The 18997-nt window shown below is 45.3% G+C and carries 11 protein-coding genes; all 11 read right to left on the bottom strand.

What is annotated here, in order from left to right; all coding sequences use genetic code 11:
• Positions 1 to 201: 201 nt before the first annotated feature.
• Positions 202 to 1743 (bottom strand): acyl-CoA carboxylase subunit beta, encoded by a 1542-nt coding sequence (locus PPO43_RS14120; RefSeq protein WP_272618889.1) that lies wholly within the window; start codon positions 1741 to 1743, stop codon positions 202 to 204.
• A 65-nt stretch (positions 1744 to 1808) separates the two neighbouring features.
• On the bottom strand, positions 1809 to 2498 hold the full coding sequence (locus tag PPO43_RS14115) for an endonuclease V (protein ID WP_272618888.1): 690 nt from the start codon (positions 2496 to 2498) through the stop codon (positions 1809 to 1811).
• Between the two features lie 10 nt (positions 2499 to 2508).
• Entirely contained in the window at positions 2509 to 3171 is a 663-nt protein-coding gene (locus PPO43_RS14110) for an ABC transporter ATP-binding protein (protein WP_272618887.1), read from the bottom strand.
• A 214-nt stretch (positions 3172 to 3385) separates the two neighbouring features.
• Positions 3386 to 3928, bottom strand: coding sequence for a hypothetical protein (locus PPO43_RS14105; protein ID WP_272618885.1), 543 nt, complete (start codon positions 3926 to 3928; stop codon positions 3386 to 3388).
• 29 nt (positions 3929 to 3957) lie between these two features.
• On the bottom strand, positions 3958 to 5487 hold the full coding sequence (locus PPO43_RS14100; RefSeq protein WP_272618883.1) for a GDSL-type esterase/lipase family protein: 1530 nt from the start codon (positions 5485 to 5487) through the stop codon (positions 3958 to 3960).
• 233 nt (positions 5488 to 5720) lie between these two features.
• Complete coding sequence (locus tag PPO43_RS14095) at positions 5721 to 7241, bottom strand: DHHW family protein (RefSeq protein ID WP_272618882.1); 1521 nt, start codon at positions 7239 to 7241, stop codon at positions 5721 to 5723.
• Positions 7242 to 7244: 3 nt separating this feature from the next.
• The gene (locus PPO43_RS14090) at positions 7245 to 8714 is read right to left on the bottom strand and encodes an MBOAT family O-acyltransferase (protein WP_272618880.1); all 1470 of its coding nucleotides are present in this window, start codon (positions 8712 to 8714) and stop codon (positions 7245 to 7247) included.
• Between the two features lie 584 nt (positions 8715 to 9298).
• Complete coding sequence (locus tag PPO43_RS14085; protein ID WP_272618878.1) at positions 9299 to 12112, bottom strand: gliding motility-associated C-terminal domain-containing protein; 2814 nt, start codon at positions 12110 to 12112, stop codon at positions 9299 to 9301.
• Between the two features lie 168 nt (positions 12113 to 12280).
• Entirely contained in the window at positions 12281 to 13252 is a 972-nt protein-coding gene (locus tag PPO43_RS14080) for a DUF3137 domain-containing protein (RefSeq protein ID WP_272618876.1), read from the bottom strand.
• A 317-nt stretch (positions 13253 to 13569) separates the two neighbouring features.
• Positions 13570 to 15849 (bottom strand): aconitate hydratase, encoded by a 2280-nt coding sequence (locus PPO43_RS14075; RefSeq protein WP_272618874.1) that lies wholly within the window; start codon positions 15847 to 15849, stop codon positions 13570 to 13572.
• Positions 15850 to 16667: 818 nt separating this feature from the next.
• Positions 16668 to 18929 (bottom strand): patatin-like phospholipase family protein, encoded by a 2262-nt coding sequence (locus PPO43_RS14070; RefSeq protein ID WP_272618872.1) that lies wholly within the window; start codon positions 18927 to 18929, stop codon positions 16668 to 16670.
• Between the last annotated feature and the right edge of the window lie 68 nt (positions 18930 to 18997).

Raw genomic sequence — 18997 nt, 5'->3', positions numbered from 1 at the left:
GAGCCTTTTGGCCTAGCGATGCGGCGGGGTGGCCGAAGGCCAGACCAAGTTTTTTGAGCGCAGCGAAAAAAACGCAGGGCCGAGCGACTAGCGAGCCCCAAAGCGTAGCGCCGCAAGGCGAAGCCGCAGCGGAGGCCCCAAAAAAGAACAAAAAAAAAGCTGCCGATAAAAATCGACAGCTTTGAAAATTAGGCTCTAAATTTAGAGGGGCATATTGCCATGTTTTTTTCGGGGACGAACATCCACTTTATTTTCTAGCATTTTGAAGGCTTTAATTAAGCGTTCGCGGCTAGTAGAAGGCTCAATCACGGCATCGACAAAGCCGCGAGCGGCGGCGCGATAAGGATTGGCAAATTTTTCTGCGTATTCGGCTTCTTTTTCGGCCAATTTGGCGGTGCTATCATCGGCGGCCATAATTTCTCGGCGGAAAATAATTTCTGAAGCGCCTTTAGCGCCCATTACTGCAATTTCTGCAGAAGGCCAAGCAAAATTCAAATCGGCACCAATATGTTTAGAGTTCATTACATCATAGGCTCCGCCATAGGCTTTGCGAGTGATGACCGTAATGCGGGGAACAGTGGCCTCACAGAACGCATAAAGCAATTTTGCGCCATTACTAATAATGCCATTCCATTCTTGATCAGTGCCGGGCAAAAATCCAGGAACATCTTCTAGAACCAAAATGGGAATATTATAAGCATCGCAAGTGCGTACAAAACGAGCGCCTTTTTTCGAGCAATCTACGTCCAAGCAACCCGCCAACACCATGGGATTATTGGCCAGAACGCCAATACTTCTGCCGCCAAGGCGAGCAAAACCAACCACGATATTTTCTGCATACTCTTTATTGACCTCATAAAAAGAATCAGTATCCACCAATTCTTCGATCAAAGCACGCATATCATAAGGATGATTGGGATTTTCGGGCACCATTGTATTTAGTGCGGGACGTTCTTCTTGGCCGCCTTCATAAGGCAAAAATGGAGCTTCTTCTTCGCAGTTTTGGGGCAAATAAGAAAGCAACTTTTTAATCTGAAGCAAACAATCCATATCATTTTGAGCGGTAAAATGCGTCACGCCAGATTTGACGGCATGCGTCATCGCTCCGCCCAATTCTTCAGCACTTACTTCTTCATTGGTCACTGTTTTTACCACATTGGGACCCGTGATGAACATATAAGAGCTTTGCTCCACCATATAAATAAAATCGGTCAAAGCGGGAGAATATACTGCACCGCCTGCGCATGGGCCCATAATGGCAGAAATTTGTGGAATTACGCCAGAGGCCAAAGTATTGCGATAAAAAATATCGGCATAACCGCCCAAAGACTGCACGCCTTCTTGAATACGTGCTCCACCAGAATCATTGAGGCCCACCAAAGGTGCTCCATTTTTTATGGCCATATCCATCAACTTGCAGATCTTTTCTGCGTGAGTTTCAGAAAGAGAACCACCAAAAACGGTAAAATCTTGAGCAAAAACGTAGACCAAACGTCCTTCCACCGTTCCGTAGCCCGTCACGACGCCATCGCCATAGATTTTTTCTTTTTCCATCCCAAAGTCATTGCAACGATGGGTAACCAATGCGCCCATTTCTTCAAAAGAACCGGGGTCCAAAAAGAAATGAATACGTTCACGGGCAGTGAGTTTGCCCTTTGCATGTTGTTTCTCTATCCGTTTTTCTCCGCCACCTTGAGCCGCTTGGGCCAATTTATCTTGTAGCGTTTGTAGTTTATCTTGCATAGCTTCTCGATATTTTTTTCGCCGCCTAAAATGCCACTTTTTTAAGGGACGGCCAAACTTTGGTCCTAAAAAACTTCCCCTAATTCGCTTTGGCCCTTGGCAAAAGCGCGGGCCGCATGATCAGCTCTTCGGATGGGCTCTGGAATCCGATAGCCTTGATCGGCTAACTGTAAAACCATTTCTCTAGCCGTTTCTAAATCTATTTTATGGCCCAGACTTATATATATAGGTTTTACATCTGTTTGGCTGCGCAAGGCATAACCCAAAAGCTCTTGATTTTGCATAATGGGCGAAATACTTCCTCTTTCCCTTCCTGCTGGATCATCAACCGCTAATAATGGACGTTTGGCCATTCCGATACTTGGCCGATCGGCCTGAACGCCCAACCAACTGGCCACACCCAAGCGCCGAGGATGCGCAATGCCATGCCCATCCACCAATAAACAACTGGCTTTTTCGCCCAATTTTTCTTCTAAGGCCAAAATAGCCGCTAATAAAGGCGGTCCCTCTCGAAAAGAAAAATAACGCGGTCGATATTCCATGCCCGCCTTTTGGGCCGATAAATATACTTTTTCGGCTCCTTCTTGCCAACGCAAAACGTCTATGGCCACAAAAGCATCCTCTTCTACATACTGAATATCCAAGCTGAAGATTAAATCTCCTTTTTTAGGTTGATAACCAATACATTCTACTTTTTGGGCCATTTTTTTCTGGGCCTCGGCCAATTCGGGAATTTCCTCAAAGGGATTTGTCATTTTTTTCGATTTAGCGCAGTTCTTCCACAATCAACCCATCCTGCATCTGCAGGCAGCGATCACTCATTTTGGCTAGCTCCAGATTATGCGTCACAATGACAAAAGTTTGTTCAAAATCTTTGCGCAAATTAAAAAAGAGCTGATGCAGTTCTTCCGAATTTTGGCTATCCAAATTCCCCGAAGGTTCATCGGCCAAAACCACTGCTGGCGAGTTAATTAAAGCCCGTGCTACCGCCACTCGTTGTTGTTCTCCGCCCGACAATTGCTGGGGTTTGTGGTTCATCCGATCGGCCAGCCCCAAATAATCCAATAATTCTTTAGCCTTTTTATGCGCTTCTTTTTCAGGCGTTTTTTTAATGAATGCAGGCATACAAACATTTTCTAAGGCCGTAAATTCAGGCAAAAGGTGATGAAATTGAAAGACAAAACCAATTTGCTCATTTCTAAAGCGCGAAAGCGCCTTTTTCTTCATTTCTCCACAATTTTGCCCATCAATCCAGAGCTCGCCCTCATCGGCTTGGTCCAAGGTCCCAATAATATGCAGCAAAGTACTTTTACCTGCCCCCGATTTCCCTACAATACTCACCAGCTCGCCCTTGGCAATCTCTAAACTTACCCCCTTGAGCACCTGCAATTGCTGATAAGATTTGCGAATATTTACAGCTTTGATCATTTTCTTCGATTTGCCGAAAAGATAAACATTTTTCAAGAAGATTTTTATCTAGATGAGCTTTTGGGGCCCGAAGCTAAATTCATGAGGGTTTCAACCCTCATTCATAACTCATCGCAAAGCGATACCATTTTTGCGGTGGGTTTTAACCTACCGCAAAAAAAAAGCGAAACTTGCTCAATAGCAAGTTTCGCTTTGTATAATCCAGCGAGAACGCCTAGATCCCAAAGATTTTTGCGTCGACAAAAAACTTGGTGTAAATATTTAGCTCATGATCTTGGCTAATGGCTTCATCTGTTACCGCATTTACTCTTAGGCTAAATTCATCAGCTTTGATGTACTCCTGAAGATCGACCCCAGTAGTGGTCAAGCTCAATGATTCTCCAGCAGCTACTGCCACAGAATCTTGATAAGCAATGCGCGTTTCGCCTAAGCTATCAGCAGAAATGAATACCTCAATAGACTCTAGAAAAGAGAAATCAGCTCCAGAAGGACTGTTAATGGTCAAGGTCATTTCAGTTAATTGAATTTCTTCAATTAAATCCTTACGGGTATCATTTGACTCAAATTGGCTGCTCGCACTAGTGCTGATAGCAGGCGTAGACACATCAAAAGGAACTTGTACTCCAAAAGTAGACGGAATGGTCACCGTACTATTATAGTCTAAGTTAAACTGTGTCAACTTTTCGGCTTCTTCACAAGAAGACAATAGGCCCAAGCTTAGAAAAAGGCCAAGGAAATAAATTGCGAATCTTTTCATCTTGTTGGTTTTTGGGCCTAAAGGCCGAGTTATTTATAAATTTTGAGGCGATCTCCTTTATAGATGGTGTTTTTACTTTTATTGTTCCATCTTTTCAATTCCTGAATGCTCACATTATACTTTAGACTGATCGAATACAAGGATTCTCCACTTCTAACAATATGTGTGCGATAATTGCCTTTAGCCGCTGCAGGTTTTTGATTATTTTTTGTGCTGCTTTGGCTCATCGCCTCAGATTTGGGCTTTCCTCCATTTCTTAAGACGGCCTGTTCTTCTTTAAGTTTATCAATGCGGAAAAAGAACTCATTTTCTTTGGGGTTTTCATCTAGCCAAGCCAAACTATTTTGAAGGGCCTCAAAAAAGAGGTCTCCTTTTAGGCGATACCCTTTTACGGTCAAGTGCACCATATCGGGTTGAGCCAAGCGGCTTTTGGTCCAATCTAACATTTTGCGTTGGCCACCAGAAATCCAATACCAATCAAAAAGCGCACATTTTTTATCGTAGGCAATTTTGTGCATCATATCCGAGAAAGGCTCCCCAGACATACAGTTTTTCTTTTTCCAGAAAAGGTCTTGTGTGCTCGTGAGGATAATACAGATATCGGGCACCGCTTTGCGCATCTTATCAATGATCGTTTTGATTTCGCTCTCTAGCTCTGGCTCAAGCTTATCATAATACAGATAATCATTGGTCCCAAAATCAATAATAGCTACATCAGGCTGCAAATGGGGCAATTGTTCCCAAAGCAAAATTTGATTGAGCAAAGAGTTATACTTGGCCGCTCCTACTCCAGCATTATGGACCACAGCCCCCTTATCGGCCTCATCTTCTAGGCTCATGCCATAAAACTCAAACTCTGATTCATACTTATTATGGCGAACAATATGTAAGGTCAGTTTTTGATCCGTGATTTCGGGAAGCTCTACTTCAATATATGGTTTGCGGCTAGAGGCGTCAACCACAACTGGAATTCTTTTACCGCTCGTTTCTACTACGATATCAAAACTACGGATATCCCGCTTACAAAAGATTTTGAGATGGCGATAATTTTTGGGCACAGGCTTCTTAAAGTCAAAAATAAGACTGCTATTCGCCTGTTCTGTGCGGCAGCTCATTCCCCGAATTCCTAAAGGCAATTTGAGGCGCATACGGAAGCTGCGTTCAGCAATCCAACTGCCTGTATGTTTAGTACTGTATTCAATAGAAGAATAGGTTTTGGCTGTAGAGGTAGGGAACATCAAGCCACGCCCCGTTGCTCCATGGACCTCCTGCATCCGCTTGCGGATTTGGCCTGGCAGAGCATCATTCTGACAATGCGAATCCCCAAAATGAATGACGGTCAATTTCTCTTTATCTGTACGCTTCCATTTTTGCCGCAACAACTCTAAAGCCGAGCGATCATAAAACTGCAACATATTGAGTTCTGGATGCATCCAAGGATAATCAGAAACATCAACTTTGGTAGTGGGCGTAAATTTTACAGCTTCGGGCTGCGCCTGGCAAGCCTGCTGTGCAACAATGAGCAATAGGAAAGCAAAAAAACTAATTCGTCCAAGCATGGAATCTTTTATTTTAGGCGGTTGAGCAGTTATTTTTTGAGCTCGAAAGCTTAGCGCAAAGGAGGCGGCCTGGCTTAGCGCTGTGAAGGGGTGGCCCTCAGGCCAGACCCAGCAAAATGAGCGTAGCGATTTTTTGCGCAGGGCCGAGCAGACCTGCGAGCCCCGTAGCATAGCGACCCGAGCAAAGCGAGGGGAAGCCCCAAATTAAAACAATTAAACGATTCCTGAAGTTTCTAGTTTTCAGGCAAACTATCCCATTCTTCCTGAGCTGCTTTGGCGGCTTGCTCGGCCAATTCTTCCTGCTTTTTCAGGTAATGCGAATTATACTCTTCGACCTTGCCAAAGTGGCGAGAAAGGAAGTCCCCCATCGGAAACATTTTTTTGCGGGCAGGCACAGCATGAGGGGCACAAACGCCTCCCTCGGTCAATAAACGCTTAATCATCTTTACATGAGATGGCGTATTGGCCGAAAAACTATTGTGGAAGAGAATTAGGTCGGTTACCTTATTCTTCTCCATAAAGTCCATCAAATTTCCCTTAAAATAGCGGTAATCGATCACATAAGTTCGCTCAAAATGTGAGGGAATATAAGTGGCAAATGGATTCCCATAAGAGTTTTTGATCACTACTACACGGCGATGATTGGAAGTATCCTGCTCGCTAAATACGCAGATAGCGGGATAATCGCCGCCCAAGAACACCCCATAAGCGGCCCCACCTTTGGCATTTTCGATATACAAGCGACTACCCGCCAAACGGCTATAATCGGCCCCGACCAAACGATAGGTTTTATGGCGGTAAGGGATTTTAAAATACTCTACTGAATCGCCTTTTTCCTTGAGGCGTTTATCTCTAGTTTTGAGATAGAGCGAACCCAAAAAGTTGGGGATAGTCCCCTGTTCCATTTCCTCAATCGGAATCGCTTTCAGGCCGGCCTCATCGCAAAAGGCTTTGTAGGCATAATAGGCCCCCCGGCCCGTCCAGTGATGGTCCGTATTGAAAAACAAATACTCATCCTTATGCTTAAAGAGCTCGGTGGTCACATCAAAGGCGTGCACGGCCGAATCTAAATAATGATAGATGGTATCAATGTTTTTGCGTTCCGAAACTGCTTCTGCAATGTATTCTGAAGGCAGATAAAACTCGCCATGCGTGGGCGTAACCCCACAATGTAGCTGAATCCCTTTTGGTCCTAATTTCTGTTGGTATTCGTTCACTACTTTAGCCCAAAGCTTAGCCGTATTGCGGCTACCGCCAAACATCTGTATCGCCATGCCTTCATAGATGAGTAGGCCTCGACTAAGGCGCTGTACATCTGAGGCAAAGCCCTCATTTTCAAACAAATCATTGGCGCTACTATCTTGGACCAATGAATCGGTCCCAACCAGCTGCAAACTATCACCTTGTAAGCTATCGTTGGCCGCAGCAATAGCATCTATACCCGCATCCATGTCAATGCCTTCTGCATAAAACTTTACTCCTTCATTAGCGATGCCGCGATGGTTCCCGATAAACTGCGCTGCAGTTACCCAGCCTTCTCGAAAAGGAAAATTATCAGAGAAATAAAGGTCCAACTCCTTCGTATAGTCGCCCTTGAAAAATTTTTTAGAAGAAAAAGAAGGCATAGACGCCAACTCCCGCTTCTCTATTTCAGAAACTTTCTGCTTGGGCAAAACAAAAAACAAAATGCCTAAAACCCCCAAGGGGATCATAAACAAAATGGCATTCAAACGATATGGATAAGGGGTGTTCATAAGCTAGAAACGATAATAAATGAAGGGGTTGAAAGAATCGCCAACCAGTAGGGCTATAGAAACTAAAAGCAAGATCAATTGAATGAGCCCCAAGGACCACCAATAAAACAAACCCGACTGAAAACGCAGCTTGTTCTCAAACCATCTTCCAAATGGCGGATAAATGGGCAGGCAAAGCAATACCGCCAAAGCCAACCAATAGGCATGCTCTTTCAAGACAAGGCCCAGCTTAAAGTTCCAAAGCGTATTTTCACTAGCGCCAACCATAATTTCTAAAAACTGAAATAGCTGCGCACTGTCCTCAAAGTAAAAGAGCGCCCAACCAAAAACAACCGCTATCAATAGATAAGCATGACTAAAAATAGCCGGCAAACGCTTAAAGACCTTATTCAAAATTAAACGCTCTAATAAGATCAAAACGCCAAAATATAAGCCCCATAAGACGAAATTCCAACTGGCGCCATGCCAAAGACCCGTCAAAAACCAAACGACGAAAAGGTTGAAGTAGCCCCGCAATTTCCCCTTGCGGTTTCCCCCCAAGGGAATATAAATATAGTCTCTAAAAAAGCTCCCCAATGACATATGCCAACGCCGCCAGAAATCTGTCGCGCTCTTCGCTATATATGGATAATTGAAGTTCTCATAATAATGAAAGCCAAACATTCTTCCCAAACCAATAGCCATATCCGAATAGCCCGAAAAGTCATAGTAAATCTGCAAGGAGAACATTAAGATCCCAAACCAAGCCTCGGCTACCGTAATGGTACTCAAATCTATAGGATTATTGGGTTCGCCCATATACAAGATGGCCAAACCGCCCGCCACATTGGCAATAAACACCTTCTTGAAGAGCCCAATGCAAAATCGCAAGATGCCCTGACTAATATCATAGGCCGTTTCTTTCCGATTGTTAATGTTGTCCTCAATATCCGAATAACGAACAATCGGCCCAGCTACTAACTGATGAAACAAACTGACAAACATCAAAAAGCGCAGAAAACTTTTTTGCGCCTTGACCTCTCCCCTATACACATCTACGGTATAAGAAATGGTCTGAAAGCTATAAAAGGAGATCCCAATAGGCAAGGCGTATTTAGTTATCTTCCAGTCCGTCCCAAACAAAGCATTAAAGTTTTCACAAAGGTCCGTCCCAAACAAAGCATTCAAGTTTTCATAAAGGAAAACATTGTACTTAAAGGTAGCTAGCAAACCTAAATTGACCAACAAAGAGGAAATCAACCCCCATTTGGCATGGACCGTCCCCCTAAAATGCTCAATCCAACGCCCATTACCATAATCCACCAAGGCCGAAATGATCAGCAAGATGATCCAGACCGGCTCCCCCCAAGCATAAAAAGCCAAAGAGAATAAAGTCAGCAGAATATTACGATAGGTCTTGTTGTCTACCGCATAGTAGAGCAGCAAATGCAAGGGCAAAAAGACCGTTAAAAATATGAGGCTAGCAAATACCATTAAATATGCTTTGAAAAGTCCAGCTTGGTCGTTAAATCATTGACTCGCAAAAGTACAAATATCTATAGTATTTATCCACCTATTTCTGCCGCTGTTTTTTATTGCTGTTTTTCTGGGGGCCTCCGCTGCGGCTTCGCCTTGCGGCGCTACGTTGCGCAGCTCGCTGTTCGCTCGGCCCTTCGCAGGCAAAGCCTGCTCGGTCTGGCCTGCGGGCCACCCCTCCGCATCGCTAGGCCATTTGGCCTTCGGCCACAAACCTCTAGGCTACGAAGTATAATTCTGTATAATCAATAAGCGAAATCATTATAGACCAAATAGCTTGGTAGATGATGCTTCATCTCTTTCTTAAAATTACGATAAGACGCTAAGGCCAGACGTCAATTGGCCCAGCGCTGCGGAGGGGTGGCCGAAGGCCAGACCGAAGCCGCCGCAGGCGGCTGAAGGGCCGAACAGCCCTGTGAGCCCCGCAGCATAGCGGCGGCCGACCTAGGCCAAAGGCCTAGCCGGCCGCGGGCCCCAAAACCCTCTTATAGACAAAAAAATAGCCCTAACTTTCGCTAGAGCTATGAATAGATAAACTTGACTTATCGAGCATTTCGGATGAGGTGGATAACGCCTTTAAGCGGGGCTACCGTTTCACAATCCATACAATTGATTTGCAATTTGCAAGTGTAGTAGTAAACGTCTTCGGCTAGGTCTTGCCCTGTTTGCTGGTCTTTTCCATCCCAATTGATGGCGGGATCTTCAGTGCGGAAGACCTCTTGGCCCCAGCGGTTGAAGACTCTGAAATCTACGGCCTCGATATAGCGGCTAGGCAAACACGGACCAAAGAAATCGTTGGCATTGTCATTATTGGGGGTAAAGACATTCGGCAGCTCGTAGAAGGGACAATTGTCGCTTTGGACCACTATGCTAGGGACGCTTTCATTGCCGCCGCCATTGGCTTCTACAGAATCTACGGTAGTTACATAATAGCAACCCGCTAAATTGTAATCGCTAGGTTGGTGGATAAAGAAAGTATCGTTAAGGTCGGTAATTTCGGCCACCAATTCGTAGGCAGTGCTATCGCAATAGGGAGCAAAATAAACGCGATAAGCGGCAATATCGAGTCCACAGCTATCGGTAGGCAACTGCCAGCTAATGGTATTGGCCATATCGGTTTCTTCTCGGATAAAGCCTTCGCAGAGTCCGCGATTTTCCTGATCAGAATCATCATCAAAGGCCTCGCAGCCAGAAAGGGCAGCCACGGCAATCGGAGGGCAAGGGGCCACTGTATCTAGAGGAGAGCCACAAGCTCGTTGCGACTTATTGAGCAAGGGCGAGAAAACATCGGGAATGCCGTAGCTACCGATACTTTCGATATAATAGCAGTAGGTTTCTCCATTTTCGAGCTCTTCATGCACATAAGTCGTTGTATTGACTGTATCGAGTACAGTATAAGTAGTACTGCCTGTGGGGTTTTCTAAGAAAACGACATATTGGGTATTGGTCCAGGGGACGTTTTCGGTCCAAACCAACCGATTAGTTTGATCTGTTGCATTGACAGTAAGATAAACAGAAGAGGCCAGACTGGTAGTCCCAACCGTATCGCCATTGGCATAAAAAGCGACCCGATAAGAGTAGGCATTTTCCTCTGTATTGAGGCCTGTATCCAAGAAACTAATCGTATCGGCTAGAGCTGAGTAGCTATTAAAATTTGTAGAGCTAAAGACGGGGGTTGGGAGAAAATTAGCCCCATTTTGTCCTTCTGAGCGGAACAGTTCGTAGCGGTAGGGAGGCACTGTAAAGTTGGTATCTAGTTCGGCAGCTCTAGGTTTGGCCCAACGGACTAAGATATCTCCATTATTGAGATCTGTGCTTTCCACATCGACATTAGTCATCAGGGGAAGGTCTTGGGCCATTTGCACACAGAGTTCTTCCGAGCTACGTCCTGATACCGGTCCCAAAAAGTTATTAGTTCCAGGAACGGGAGTAGCGAATTCAGGTAAAACTCGATAGCTATAAATCCCTCCTGATTGAACGTTGGGATCGGTAAATTCATAGTTTCCAGAAGCGCCAGCGGTAGTCACTAGGGCGCCAAAGTTAATTTGGGTATAGCCAAGACCGGGCAATCCAACGGTACAAGAATCTAGTTCGGTATTATCACAGCTAGATTTTCGCCAGACCGAAAAGCCCAAAAAGCCTGCAGAGCCTTCACAGCTATAGGGGGCATCCCAGCTAAGATCTACTTGGCCGGGGCTAACAGTAGATTGTAAATTTTGGACATGGGGAGCCACCACCTTAATACGCAAAACTTTAAAGGTGGCTAAAGAGGCATCTTGTCCATTATTAGTATAAAAAGAATCTCTAGCTTTAAAAACGACTTGCCAGGCCTGTTGCTGGATATGGTCGCAGTTTGTCTCCCAGCGGAACTGGCTAGAGACAGGAGTAAATCCAGTGGTGTTGGCAAAAGTTGCTGCCCCAGCAGTCAGTTCGAGAGGGCCACCTGTAGCCGTTAGGGTAATGGGTTGAACGGGGATATCGCTATCTAGGGCAATGGCATCAAAGTCAATAATTTCGCCAGCTTCTACACATATTTCTTCGGGCACCTCTAGTGATGGAGGTGTATTTTGAGCATTTCTAATTTCGATTTGGATATCGCGGATAATACCACCTAGGTAGGCTCCATTTCGGTAAGATTTGACTAGAATAGCAATATTGTATTCTCCGGCAACCTGAGGAGTATTCCAAGTAAAAAGTCCTGTTTGTTGGTCAAAAGTAAAATTATTGTTTGGTCCTGGGCCAATAGCATTAACGGGTAAAAAGCCAGGAACAGGATTATTGAGATCGCTCAGGCAGGTCACTAATTCGTAGGCGACGCTATCCCCATCGGGATCATAGCCGTTGGGGGTATGTTGAAAAATTTGGCCCACCACTCCAAAATCGATTGGAGGTTCGAGCAAAATTGGTGAGTTGTTATTCCCATAAATAGAAGTGGGAAAGAGGAAGACCTCTGTTTGTATGTAGAAAGCCACATTGACCGAATTTCCATTATTTACATTGAGTATATCGGCATTTCGGTTAGGGTCTTGCATACCCATTACATAGGGTTGACCGCCAGGATTGGGGCCAGGATAGCTATGCGTAGCCGTATAGACATTCATTCGGATATCATTGTGGAGCATAACAAAGTAGTCTCTAGGAACGGTAGAAGAGGTTCCATCTCCCCAACTGAGGTCCAATTCGGTTCTGTCGGCATGGATAGACTGTCCACTAATTTTGGTATAGGTAACAATTCTGGCCTCAATACTTAGAGCACCAGTTTGGCGATAAGTTATTTCTCCAGCGCGGTTGTGGGTTGCCCAAAGCATGGACAAATTGACGAGAAGAAAAAGTGATGATAAGAAAAGCTGCTTCATAAGTAATTCTTAGAGAGTTTAAGGTCAAGCTAGGGAAAAAATATCTTTGTATTAGTGACTTTACTAACAAGTCGATAAAAACGGAATCTTAGGGGGCAAACAAAAATTGTCCCACATAGGTTTAACGTACCATGTGGGACAAGTAGTTAGGCGGAAGCCTAATTTTAGTTAACCCTTAGCTTTTCGCAATTGCTCTAAGGGCAGTTTATGAATCAGATCAAAGCAGCTTTTGAGTTCTGCAAAGATGCGTTGTAGCATCTCATCATCGGCAGTAAGGCTTTTATTGAGTTCTGGTTCAAAGAGACGTTCATGATTAAGGGGAATAGCAATATAAAGTTGCTGATCTTGGAAGGCCAAAGAGATTTGGCTTTCAAAGGTTTTGCGAATCCAAAGCACTGAATCAATCAGTTCTTGGGTTAGGATAGTTTTTGCTTCTGGAATATCTGTTGAGTAGATGGCAAACTTATTCTCGAAATCTGGGGCATTATCTAGATGTAATAAATGGCCCTCATGCAGCACATCTAGTTGGTCTTGGATTTTCACAGCCAATTGACCTAGCCACTGCTCATAATTATCGGGGACAATAAAAGTAGCCCCCTTGAGTTGGGTTTGGATATCGAGCACCATGAAGATACCGTTAAACAGTGTCACCTCATTTTTTCCGATGAGTTGTTGGGCATTGACTTCTGAGAAGCGCATGTTTAGTCCAGCTACAACCCCAGAGAAAAAGTCTTCTCCAGTGTAGCCTTCATTAGCTTTACCATGAAAGAGATGGCTTTTGTAAAAATCTACTTTGGGGACATAATTATTTGGCTGATAGTGCATACTAGGGTAGAAATTAGCCACCATTTCCTTAAAGAACTGTGATTTAAACTGTTCTCGATACAGCTGCTTAGGCTTTTGGAGTTGTTGGACATACATCCAAGCCAAAAGCGCTGATGCTCCCACCATAAGGGCAATAGCCAAATACCAAAATTGCGGAATAATGAGCATACTTGCAGCCGCCGCAATAAATAAGACGATAGGAATAAAGAGTAGCTTTTGAATGAGCTTAAAATTAGACAATTGTCTTTTTCGCTCTGTTTCCAAGCGCTCAATCACCTCTTGCATAGAGGATTTTAGCTGTTCAAGGTTTTTCATCAATTAGATCTTATGATAGTACGAATCGCAAATATAGCTTTTCCCTTTGTTTTTTCCTTAAAATGATGGGCCTAGCTTTTTTAAAATTCCCTTAATCTTCCCCAGCTTTGCCCAGAGCGAAGCTGCCCCTTGGCCCAGCGCTGCGGAGGGGTGGCCGAAGGCCAGACCGAGCGGGCAACGCCCGCGAAGGGCCGAGCGAACAGCGAGCCCCGCAGCATAGCGGCGGCCGCTTTGCGGCCGCGGGCCCCAAAAAAACAAAAAAGCAACTACCCCCAAGAGGAGCAGTTGCTTTTATGCTTTTAAAACTGACTTAATGCCTAGGCATTAGCAATTTCTTCGCGAATTTTATTGAGTGCAGAACCCGCCTTTACCCATTCGATTTGCTGTGCATTGTATGAGTGTTGTACCTCGATGTTATCAACGGTACCATCAGCATGCTTAAGTTCGATGTTGAGGGTTTTGCCGGGAGCAAAAGTCTCAAAGTTAGTGATGCTCACGAGGTCATCTTGGCGAACCAAGTCATAGTCGGCAGGATTCACGAAAGTGAGGGCCAACATTCCTTGCTTCTTAAGGTTAGTTTCGTGGATACGAGCAAAAGATTTTACCACAACAGCTTTAACGCCCAAGAAACGGGGCTCCATAGCGGCATGCTCACGAGAAGAACCTTCTCCTAGGTTATCTTCACCAAAAACGATGGTTCCGATACCGTTTTTCTGATAAGTTTTGGCTGAATCGGGAACGGCCATATAGTTGGCTTCTGCTCCTTCAGCGTAGTTAGCTACATTGTTGGTTTCTTCATTGAAGAAGTTTACGGCACCAATGTAACAGTTACCAGAGATATTTTCTAGGTGACCGCGGTAAGTCAACCAAGGACCAGCCATAGAGATGTGGTCTGTAGTACATTTACCTTTGGCTTTGATCAACAAGCGCATGCCAGTTACTTCCTCTTTTTTGATAGGCGTAAAGGGCGTAAGCAATTGTAGGCGATCAGATTTGGGGTTTACGGTTACATTGATTCCAGAACCGTCTTCGGCAGGAGCAATATAGCCCGCATCTTCTACATCAAAACCTTTGGGAGGAAGCTCAACACCTGTGGGAGGATCGAGCATGACTTCTTCGCCATTCTCATTGATCAATTTGTCAGTGAGGGGGTTGAAGCACATATCGCCAGAGATAGTCATGGCTGTCACCAACTCAGGAGAAGCTACAAAAGCTTGAGTGTTGGGGTTACCGTCGGCACGCTTGGCAAAGTTACGGTTGAAAGAGTGAATGATAGCATTCTTCTCTTTTTTCTCGGCACCAACACGGTCCCACATACCAATACAAGGACCACAAGCATTGGCCAAAACCATACCTCCGATTTCCTCAAAATTGTCTAGCAAACCATCGCGCTCAGCAGTATAGCGAACCAATTCCGAACCTGGAGTGATAGTAAACTCAGCCTTAGCTTTAAGGTTTTTGGCAGCAGCCTGACGAGCCACAGAGGCCGCACGGCTCAAATCTTCATAAGAAGAGTTGGTACAAGAACCAATCAAACCTACAGACAATACGGAAGGGAAGTCATTTTCTTTTACCGCTTTGGCAAACTCAGAAATAGGCCAAGCACGGTCGGGAGTGAAAGGACCATTGAGGTGGGGTTCCAACTCTGTCAAGTTGATTTCAATTACTTGATCAAAGTATTTTGCAGGATCTGCATAAACAGCAGCATCACCAGTTAGATGCTCTTTTACGCCCTCGGCCAACTCAGCAACATCGGCGCGCTCAGTAGCCTCTAGATAACGCTTCATAGAGTCATCATAACCAAAAGTAGAAGTAGTAGCTCCGATTTCAGCACCCATGTTACAGATCGTTCCTTTACCTGTACAAGACATGCTTTCGGCACCTTCGCCAAAGTACTCTACGATAAAACCAGTACCGCCTTTGGCACCAATAATACCCGCTACTTTGAGGATAACATCCTTGGGCGAAGTCCAACCACCCAATTTACCTGTCAATTTCACCCCAATCAATTTGGGCATTTTAAGCTCCCAAGGTAGGCCGGCCATTACGTCTACCGCATCGGCACCACCAATACCAATAGCTACCATACCCAAACCACCAGCATTTACGGTATGAGAATCCGTACCGATCATCATACCACCGGGGAAGGCGTAGTTTTCTAATACAATCTGGTGAATGATACCCGCTCCTGGCTTCCAGAAACCAATACCATATTTATTAGACACAGAGCTAAGGAAGTCATATACTTCTTCGTTCTTGTCGTTGGCTACTTCCAAATCTTTGTCAGCACCCACCTTAGCCTGAATCAAGTGATCACAGTGTACAGTAGAAGGTACAGCCACCTTGTCGCGGCCAGCCATCATAAACTGCAAAAGCGCCATTTGGGCAGTAGCATCTTGCATAGCCACTCGATCCGGAGAGAAGAATACATAGTCCTTGGCCCGGCCATAGTTCTCCAATGGAGAAGCTTGATCCAAGTGTGTGTAAAGAATTTTTTCGGTTAGCGTGAGCGGACGGCCCAAACGTTCGCGCACAGCCTCAATTTTTTTGGGTAAAGCAGCATAAACCGCTTTGATCATATCAATGTCGAATGCCATAGGATACGCTAAATTTTGCAATGAAAAAAAAAGGTGTTTAGGACCCATAGCCAGAGCTTGCCCAACTAGAGTCCCCTATTCTAGTCGTTGCGAAAATACATTTTTTTAGCCATTTTCCAGCGCCTAATCTTTTTTTTCGTTTTCCTTAATCTATTTTTTTAGATATACTTTTTTGGCCGTCCTAGTCTTTTGCCCTTTCTCCCTTTTTTGGGGCTCTTCAAGGCTGCTTGTCTCAACTCGCTGCTGTTTTGGGGCCTCCGCTGCGGCTTCGCCTTGCGGCGCTATGCTGCGGGGCTCGCTGTTCGCTCGGCCCTTCGCGGGCGTTGCCCGCTCGGTCTGGCCTTCGGCCACCCCTCCGCAGCGCTGGGCCTTTTGGCCTTCGGCCATGACGGCTTCGCCGCCAGCTATCGCTAGCCTTTCTGCGCCTAGAGACAAGCCCTCTAAAGAGGACCTTTGGATGAGGTCCTCCTTCTGCGTGTAGAGGCGGCAAAGCCGCCGGCTGAGGGGCTGTAGCAGGGCCGCCGAAGGCCAGACCCAGCGGGCGCAGCCCGCGCAGGGCCGAGCAGAGCTGCGAGCTGCGCAATGGCCCGACCCGCCCGCAGGGCGGGGCAGCCCAAAAAAAAAGCAAGCAGCTTCCCCAAGCTACTTGCTATAGAACTCTAGTGAGTTCAAATGTTAATCCCCATGATTTACCCCAAACTTAATTTGGAAGACAAGGTATTTCCTTCTTGTCTATGACAAAGATAGGGCCGTCTCTTATGGATTTCCTCTTTAGTATGCCTAAAGCCTGAAAATAAGTTATTTACCTAAAGGGCTACCTACTTCACTAATTCTTCTAGGCGGTCTAGGGCGGCTTGGTTGGCGGGCAAGTGGATGGCCGAAAGAATATCGAGTTTTTCTCTGGCCGTCAAGTGCAGGCTCAAAGAGGCTTTTTGCTCTAGAGTAGTGGGGCGATAGACGAAGCGGACAATATCCAGTTGCTCCTCTCCCATTTGGGCTTGCAATTGGCCTAGCATAGCATCCTGTTGATAATCTTGGAGGTTGCCCACATCAAAAACGGCAGAAAGCGGGCTAAAAATAGTACTGCCTAAGCCTGGGCGCTCTGCTTGTTCAATGGGTTCTACCTTTTCATTTCCTCGAATCGAAATGACCAGCACCCCAGAGGTATTCTTCTTGATCCATTCTTTAAAATTGGCCGAAAAACGCAGGGCCGTTTCCACCCCATAATTATCTCTAAAGCCGGCATCCATGGCCTCTAAGACGGGCGTAGAGGGCAGTTGCACATTGGGAAAAATCACGGGAAAGGTAGAGCTCATGCGCAGGGCCGAGCAAAAGCGCAGATTATAGGGATTTTGTTCTTGAAAAAGGGCCCCAAAATCTACGGCATCCACCTCCGCATAATCTTTGGCAAAAGCGGGCCGCATCATATAGCTCAGGGGTTGGGGCGAGATATAGAGATAGCGGCCATCATTGATAATAATGGGGCTAATAATCATCATGGGAATTTGGCCCTTAAATTCGGGCTCCATATAATCCCGAAGATTGCGGTCCATCAGGCCCTCTGTATTTTCGATAAACTGTTGTTCCCAGCTATAGCCTCGGTCCTGCTTATAGGTGTAGCCATTGACCTTGCGTTTGACCCAAGGCACAAAGGCGTCATTGACCAAAAAGGTAAACATAGGCGCATTGGAGAGGTCCTTAGACACATTGATCAGGTAATTGCTATCTAGCGGATTGATGTCCCTCCCCAATTGCTTTTGATAATAGAGCTCACGGAAATAGGCCGAACCCCACATCCCTCCAGAGGCGCCCGACATCAAAACTGTATGCGGCATCAGTTTTCCCTCTAGGCGTTTTTCAATTTCTCTAAGCACATGCATACTCCAAAGGGCTGCCCGTTGTCCCCCTCCGCTAACCGCCACACAAATCAACTTGGGTTTGCGCAAAAAGCGACCTTGCGGAAACTGTTTTCGCCAATTGTCGAGCATCTGCAATTGATGCTTTTTATCAGCAATCATCTGTTCGGGCCGCGCCAAACTATCTAAAACTGCATAATTGTAGCGGGCTTTTCGGCTATAATCCATACCATAAGCGGCATTTTCATAGCTCAACCAACCATCTTTGAGCAGAGAGTTAGTCAACAAGAGTAAAATGACCAAAACCGGGCTTCGCCAAGCGTTGAGCCAATAGCTCAGCGCCCCCAAAAAGGTCGTTAGCACCGAGAGAAGGATCAACACACTAGAGGCTGTGGGAATCCGAAAATAGGGAACATCCACAAAGGCGCTCATGAGAATGAGGGCCGTAATACTCAAGCTTTGGATAAGCAGGGCATTGGCGTGATTTTGCTTAAAGATTTGCTCCAGTAGCTTAAAATCATAATGCTTTACCGAACGAGTTGGGCGAAAATGCAAGCGCTCCGTCAAATAATAATCGGTTCGCAAGGCATTGATATAGGGATTCTCCCTAGCTTCGGCTAGCATTCGCTCATTTTTGCGCAAAATAAGCGCTTTGAGTGGAGCCGAAAGCTTTAACTGCTGCTTTTGCTGAAGAAAATACAGCTCGCTATTGGTCCAGCGAAAATATAAGAGGCTAAAGAAAATCAAGGAAGAGAAACCCAGAATGAGCCCCAAACAATAGTAAATCAAGCTATACTCATCGGCAAACTCATTATACCACTGAAAATGAATTAGGCTCCCCAAATAATAGAGAATAAACAAACCTGGTAAGGCAAAGTTATTTAGGCTAAACTTAGCAAAGGGTCTAGATAAAGAAGCTAAAAAAGGAAACTTAGGGCTATACAATATATAAGTAGTGCTATTCCAAGCCATATAAAACATCCCCAAGGTCACCCCAATAATAAAAAAGCTCCAAAAACTCACCTCCCCCATATATTCGGGGTCCAACATGAAGTAACGAAAGCCCATACTGCTCCCAAATTGCCCCGCCAAAACCCCAAACAAAAACAGCCATAGCAACAAAAAGAGCAACTGACTTTTAAAGTGTAGAAGCAGGAGCTGAACCGGAAAGCTGTACATCAATAAACTGAGGTACTTTTGGAAAAAGGCTTGCATCTTCGGCATTACAACTTGGTAAATTTGGACTCGTTGAGGTGGACAAAAAAATGGCTAGCCTACAAGAAGCAGACCAG

Origin of the sequence: Saprospira sp. CCB-QB6 (assembly GCF_028464065.1) — a bacterium.
In the GTDB taxonomy this organism is placed as follows: Bacteria; Bacteroidota; Bacteroidia; order Chitinophagales; family Saprospiraceae; genus Saprospira.
This window is presented reverse-complemented; position numbering and strand designations above follow the sequence as displayed.

Excerpts from the sequence above, each read along its gene's own strand:
- PPO43_RS14075 (WP_272618874.1), bottom strand. The coding sequence starts at position 15,849 with ATGGCATTCGACATTGATATGATCAAAGCGGTTTATGCTGCTTTACCC.
- PPO43_RS14070 (WP_272618872.1), bottom strand. The coding sequence starts at position 18,929 with ATGCCGAAGATGCAAGCCTTTTTCCAAAAGTACCTCAGTTTATTGATG.
- PPO43_RS14120 (WP_272618889.1), bottom strand. The coding sequence starts at position 1,743 with ATGCAAGATAAACTACAAACGCTACAAGATAAATTGGCCCAAGCGGCT.
- PPO43_RS14115 (WP_272618888.1), bottom strand. The coding sequence starts at position 2,498 with ATGACAAATCCCTTTGAGGAAATTCCCGAATTGGCCGAGGCCCAGAAA.
- PPO43_RS14105 (WP_272618885.1), bottom strand. The coding sequence starts at position 3,928 with ATGAAAAGATTCGCAATTTATTTCCTTGGCCTTTTTCTAAGCTTGGGC.
- PPO43_RS14100 (WP_272618883.1), bottom strand. The coding sequence starts at position 5,487 with ATGCTTGGACGAATTAGTTTTTTTGCTTTCCTATTGCTCATTGTTGCA.
- PPO43_RS14080 (WP_272618876.1), bottom strand. The coding sequence starts at position 13,252 with ATGAAAAACCTTGAACAGCTAAAATCCTCTATGCAAGAGGTGATTGAG.
- PPO43_RS14110 (WP_272618887.1), bottom strand. The coding sequence starts at position 3,171 with ATGATCAAAGCTGTAAATATTCGCAAATCTTATCAGCAATTGCAGGTG.
- PPO43_RS14095 (WP_272618882.1), bottom strand. The coding sequence starts at position 7,241 with ATGAACACCCCTTATCCATATCGTTTGAATGCCATTTTGTTTATGATC.
- PPO43_RS14085 (WP_272618878.1), bottom strand. The coding sequence starts at position 12,112 with ATGAAGCAGCTTTTCTTATCATCACTTTTTCTTCTCGTCAATTTGTCC.
- PPO43_RS14090 (WP_272618880.1), bottom strand. The coding sequence starts at position 8,714 with ATGGTATTTGCTAGCCTCATATTTTTAACGGTCTTTTTGCCCTTGCAT.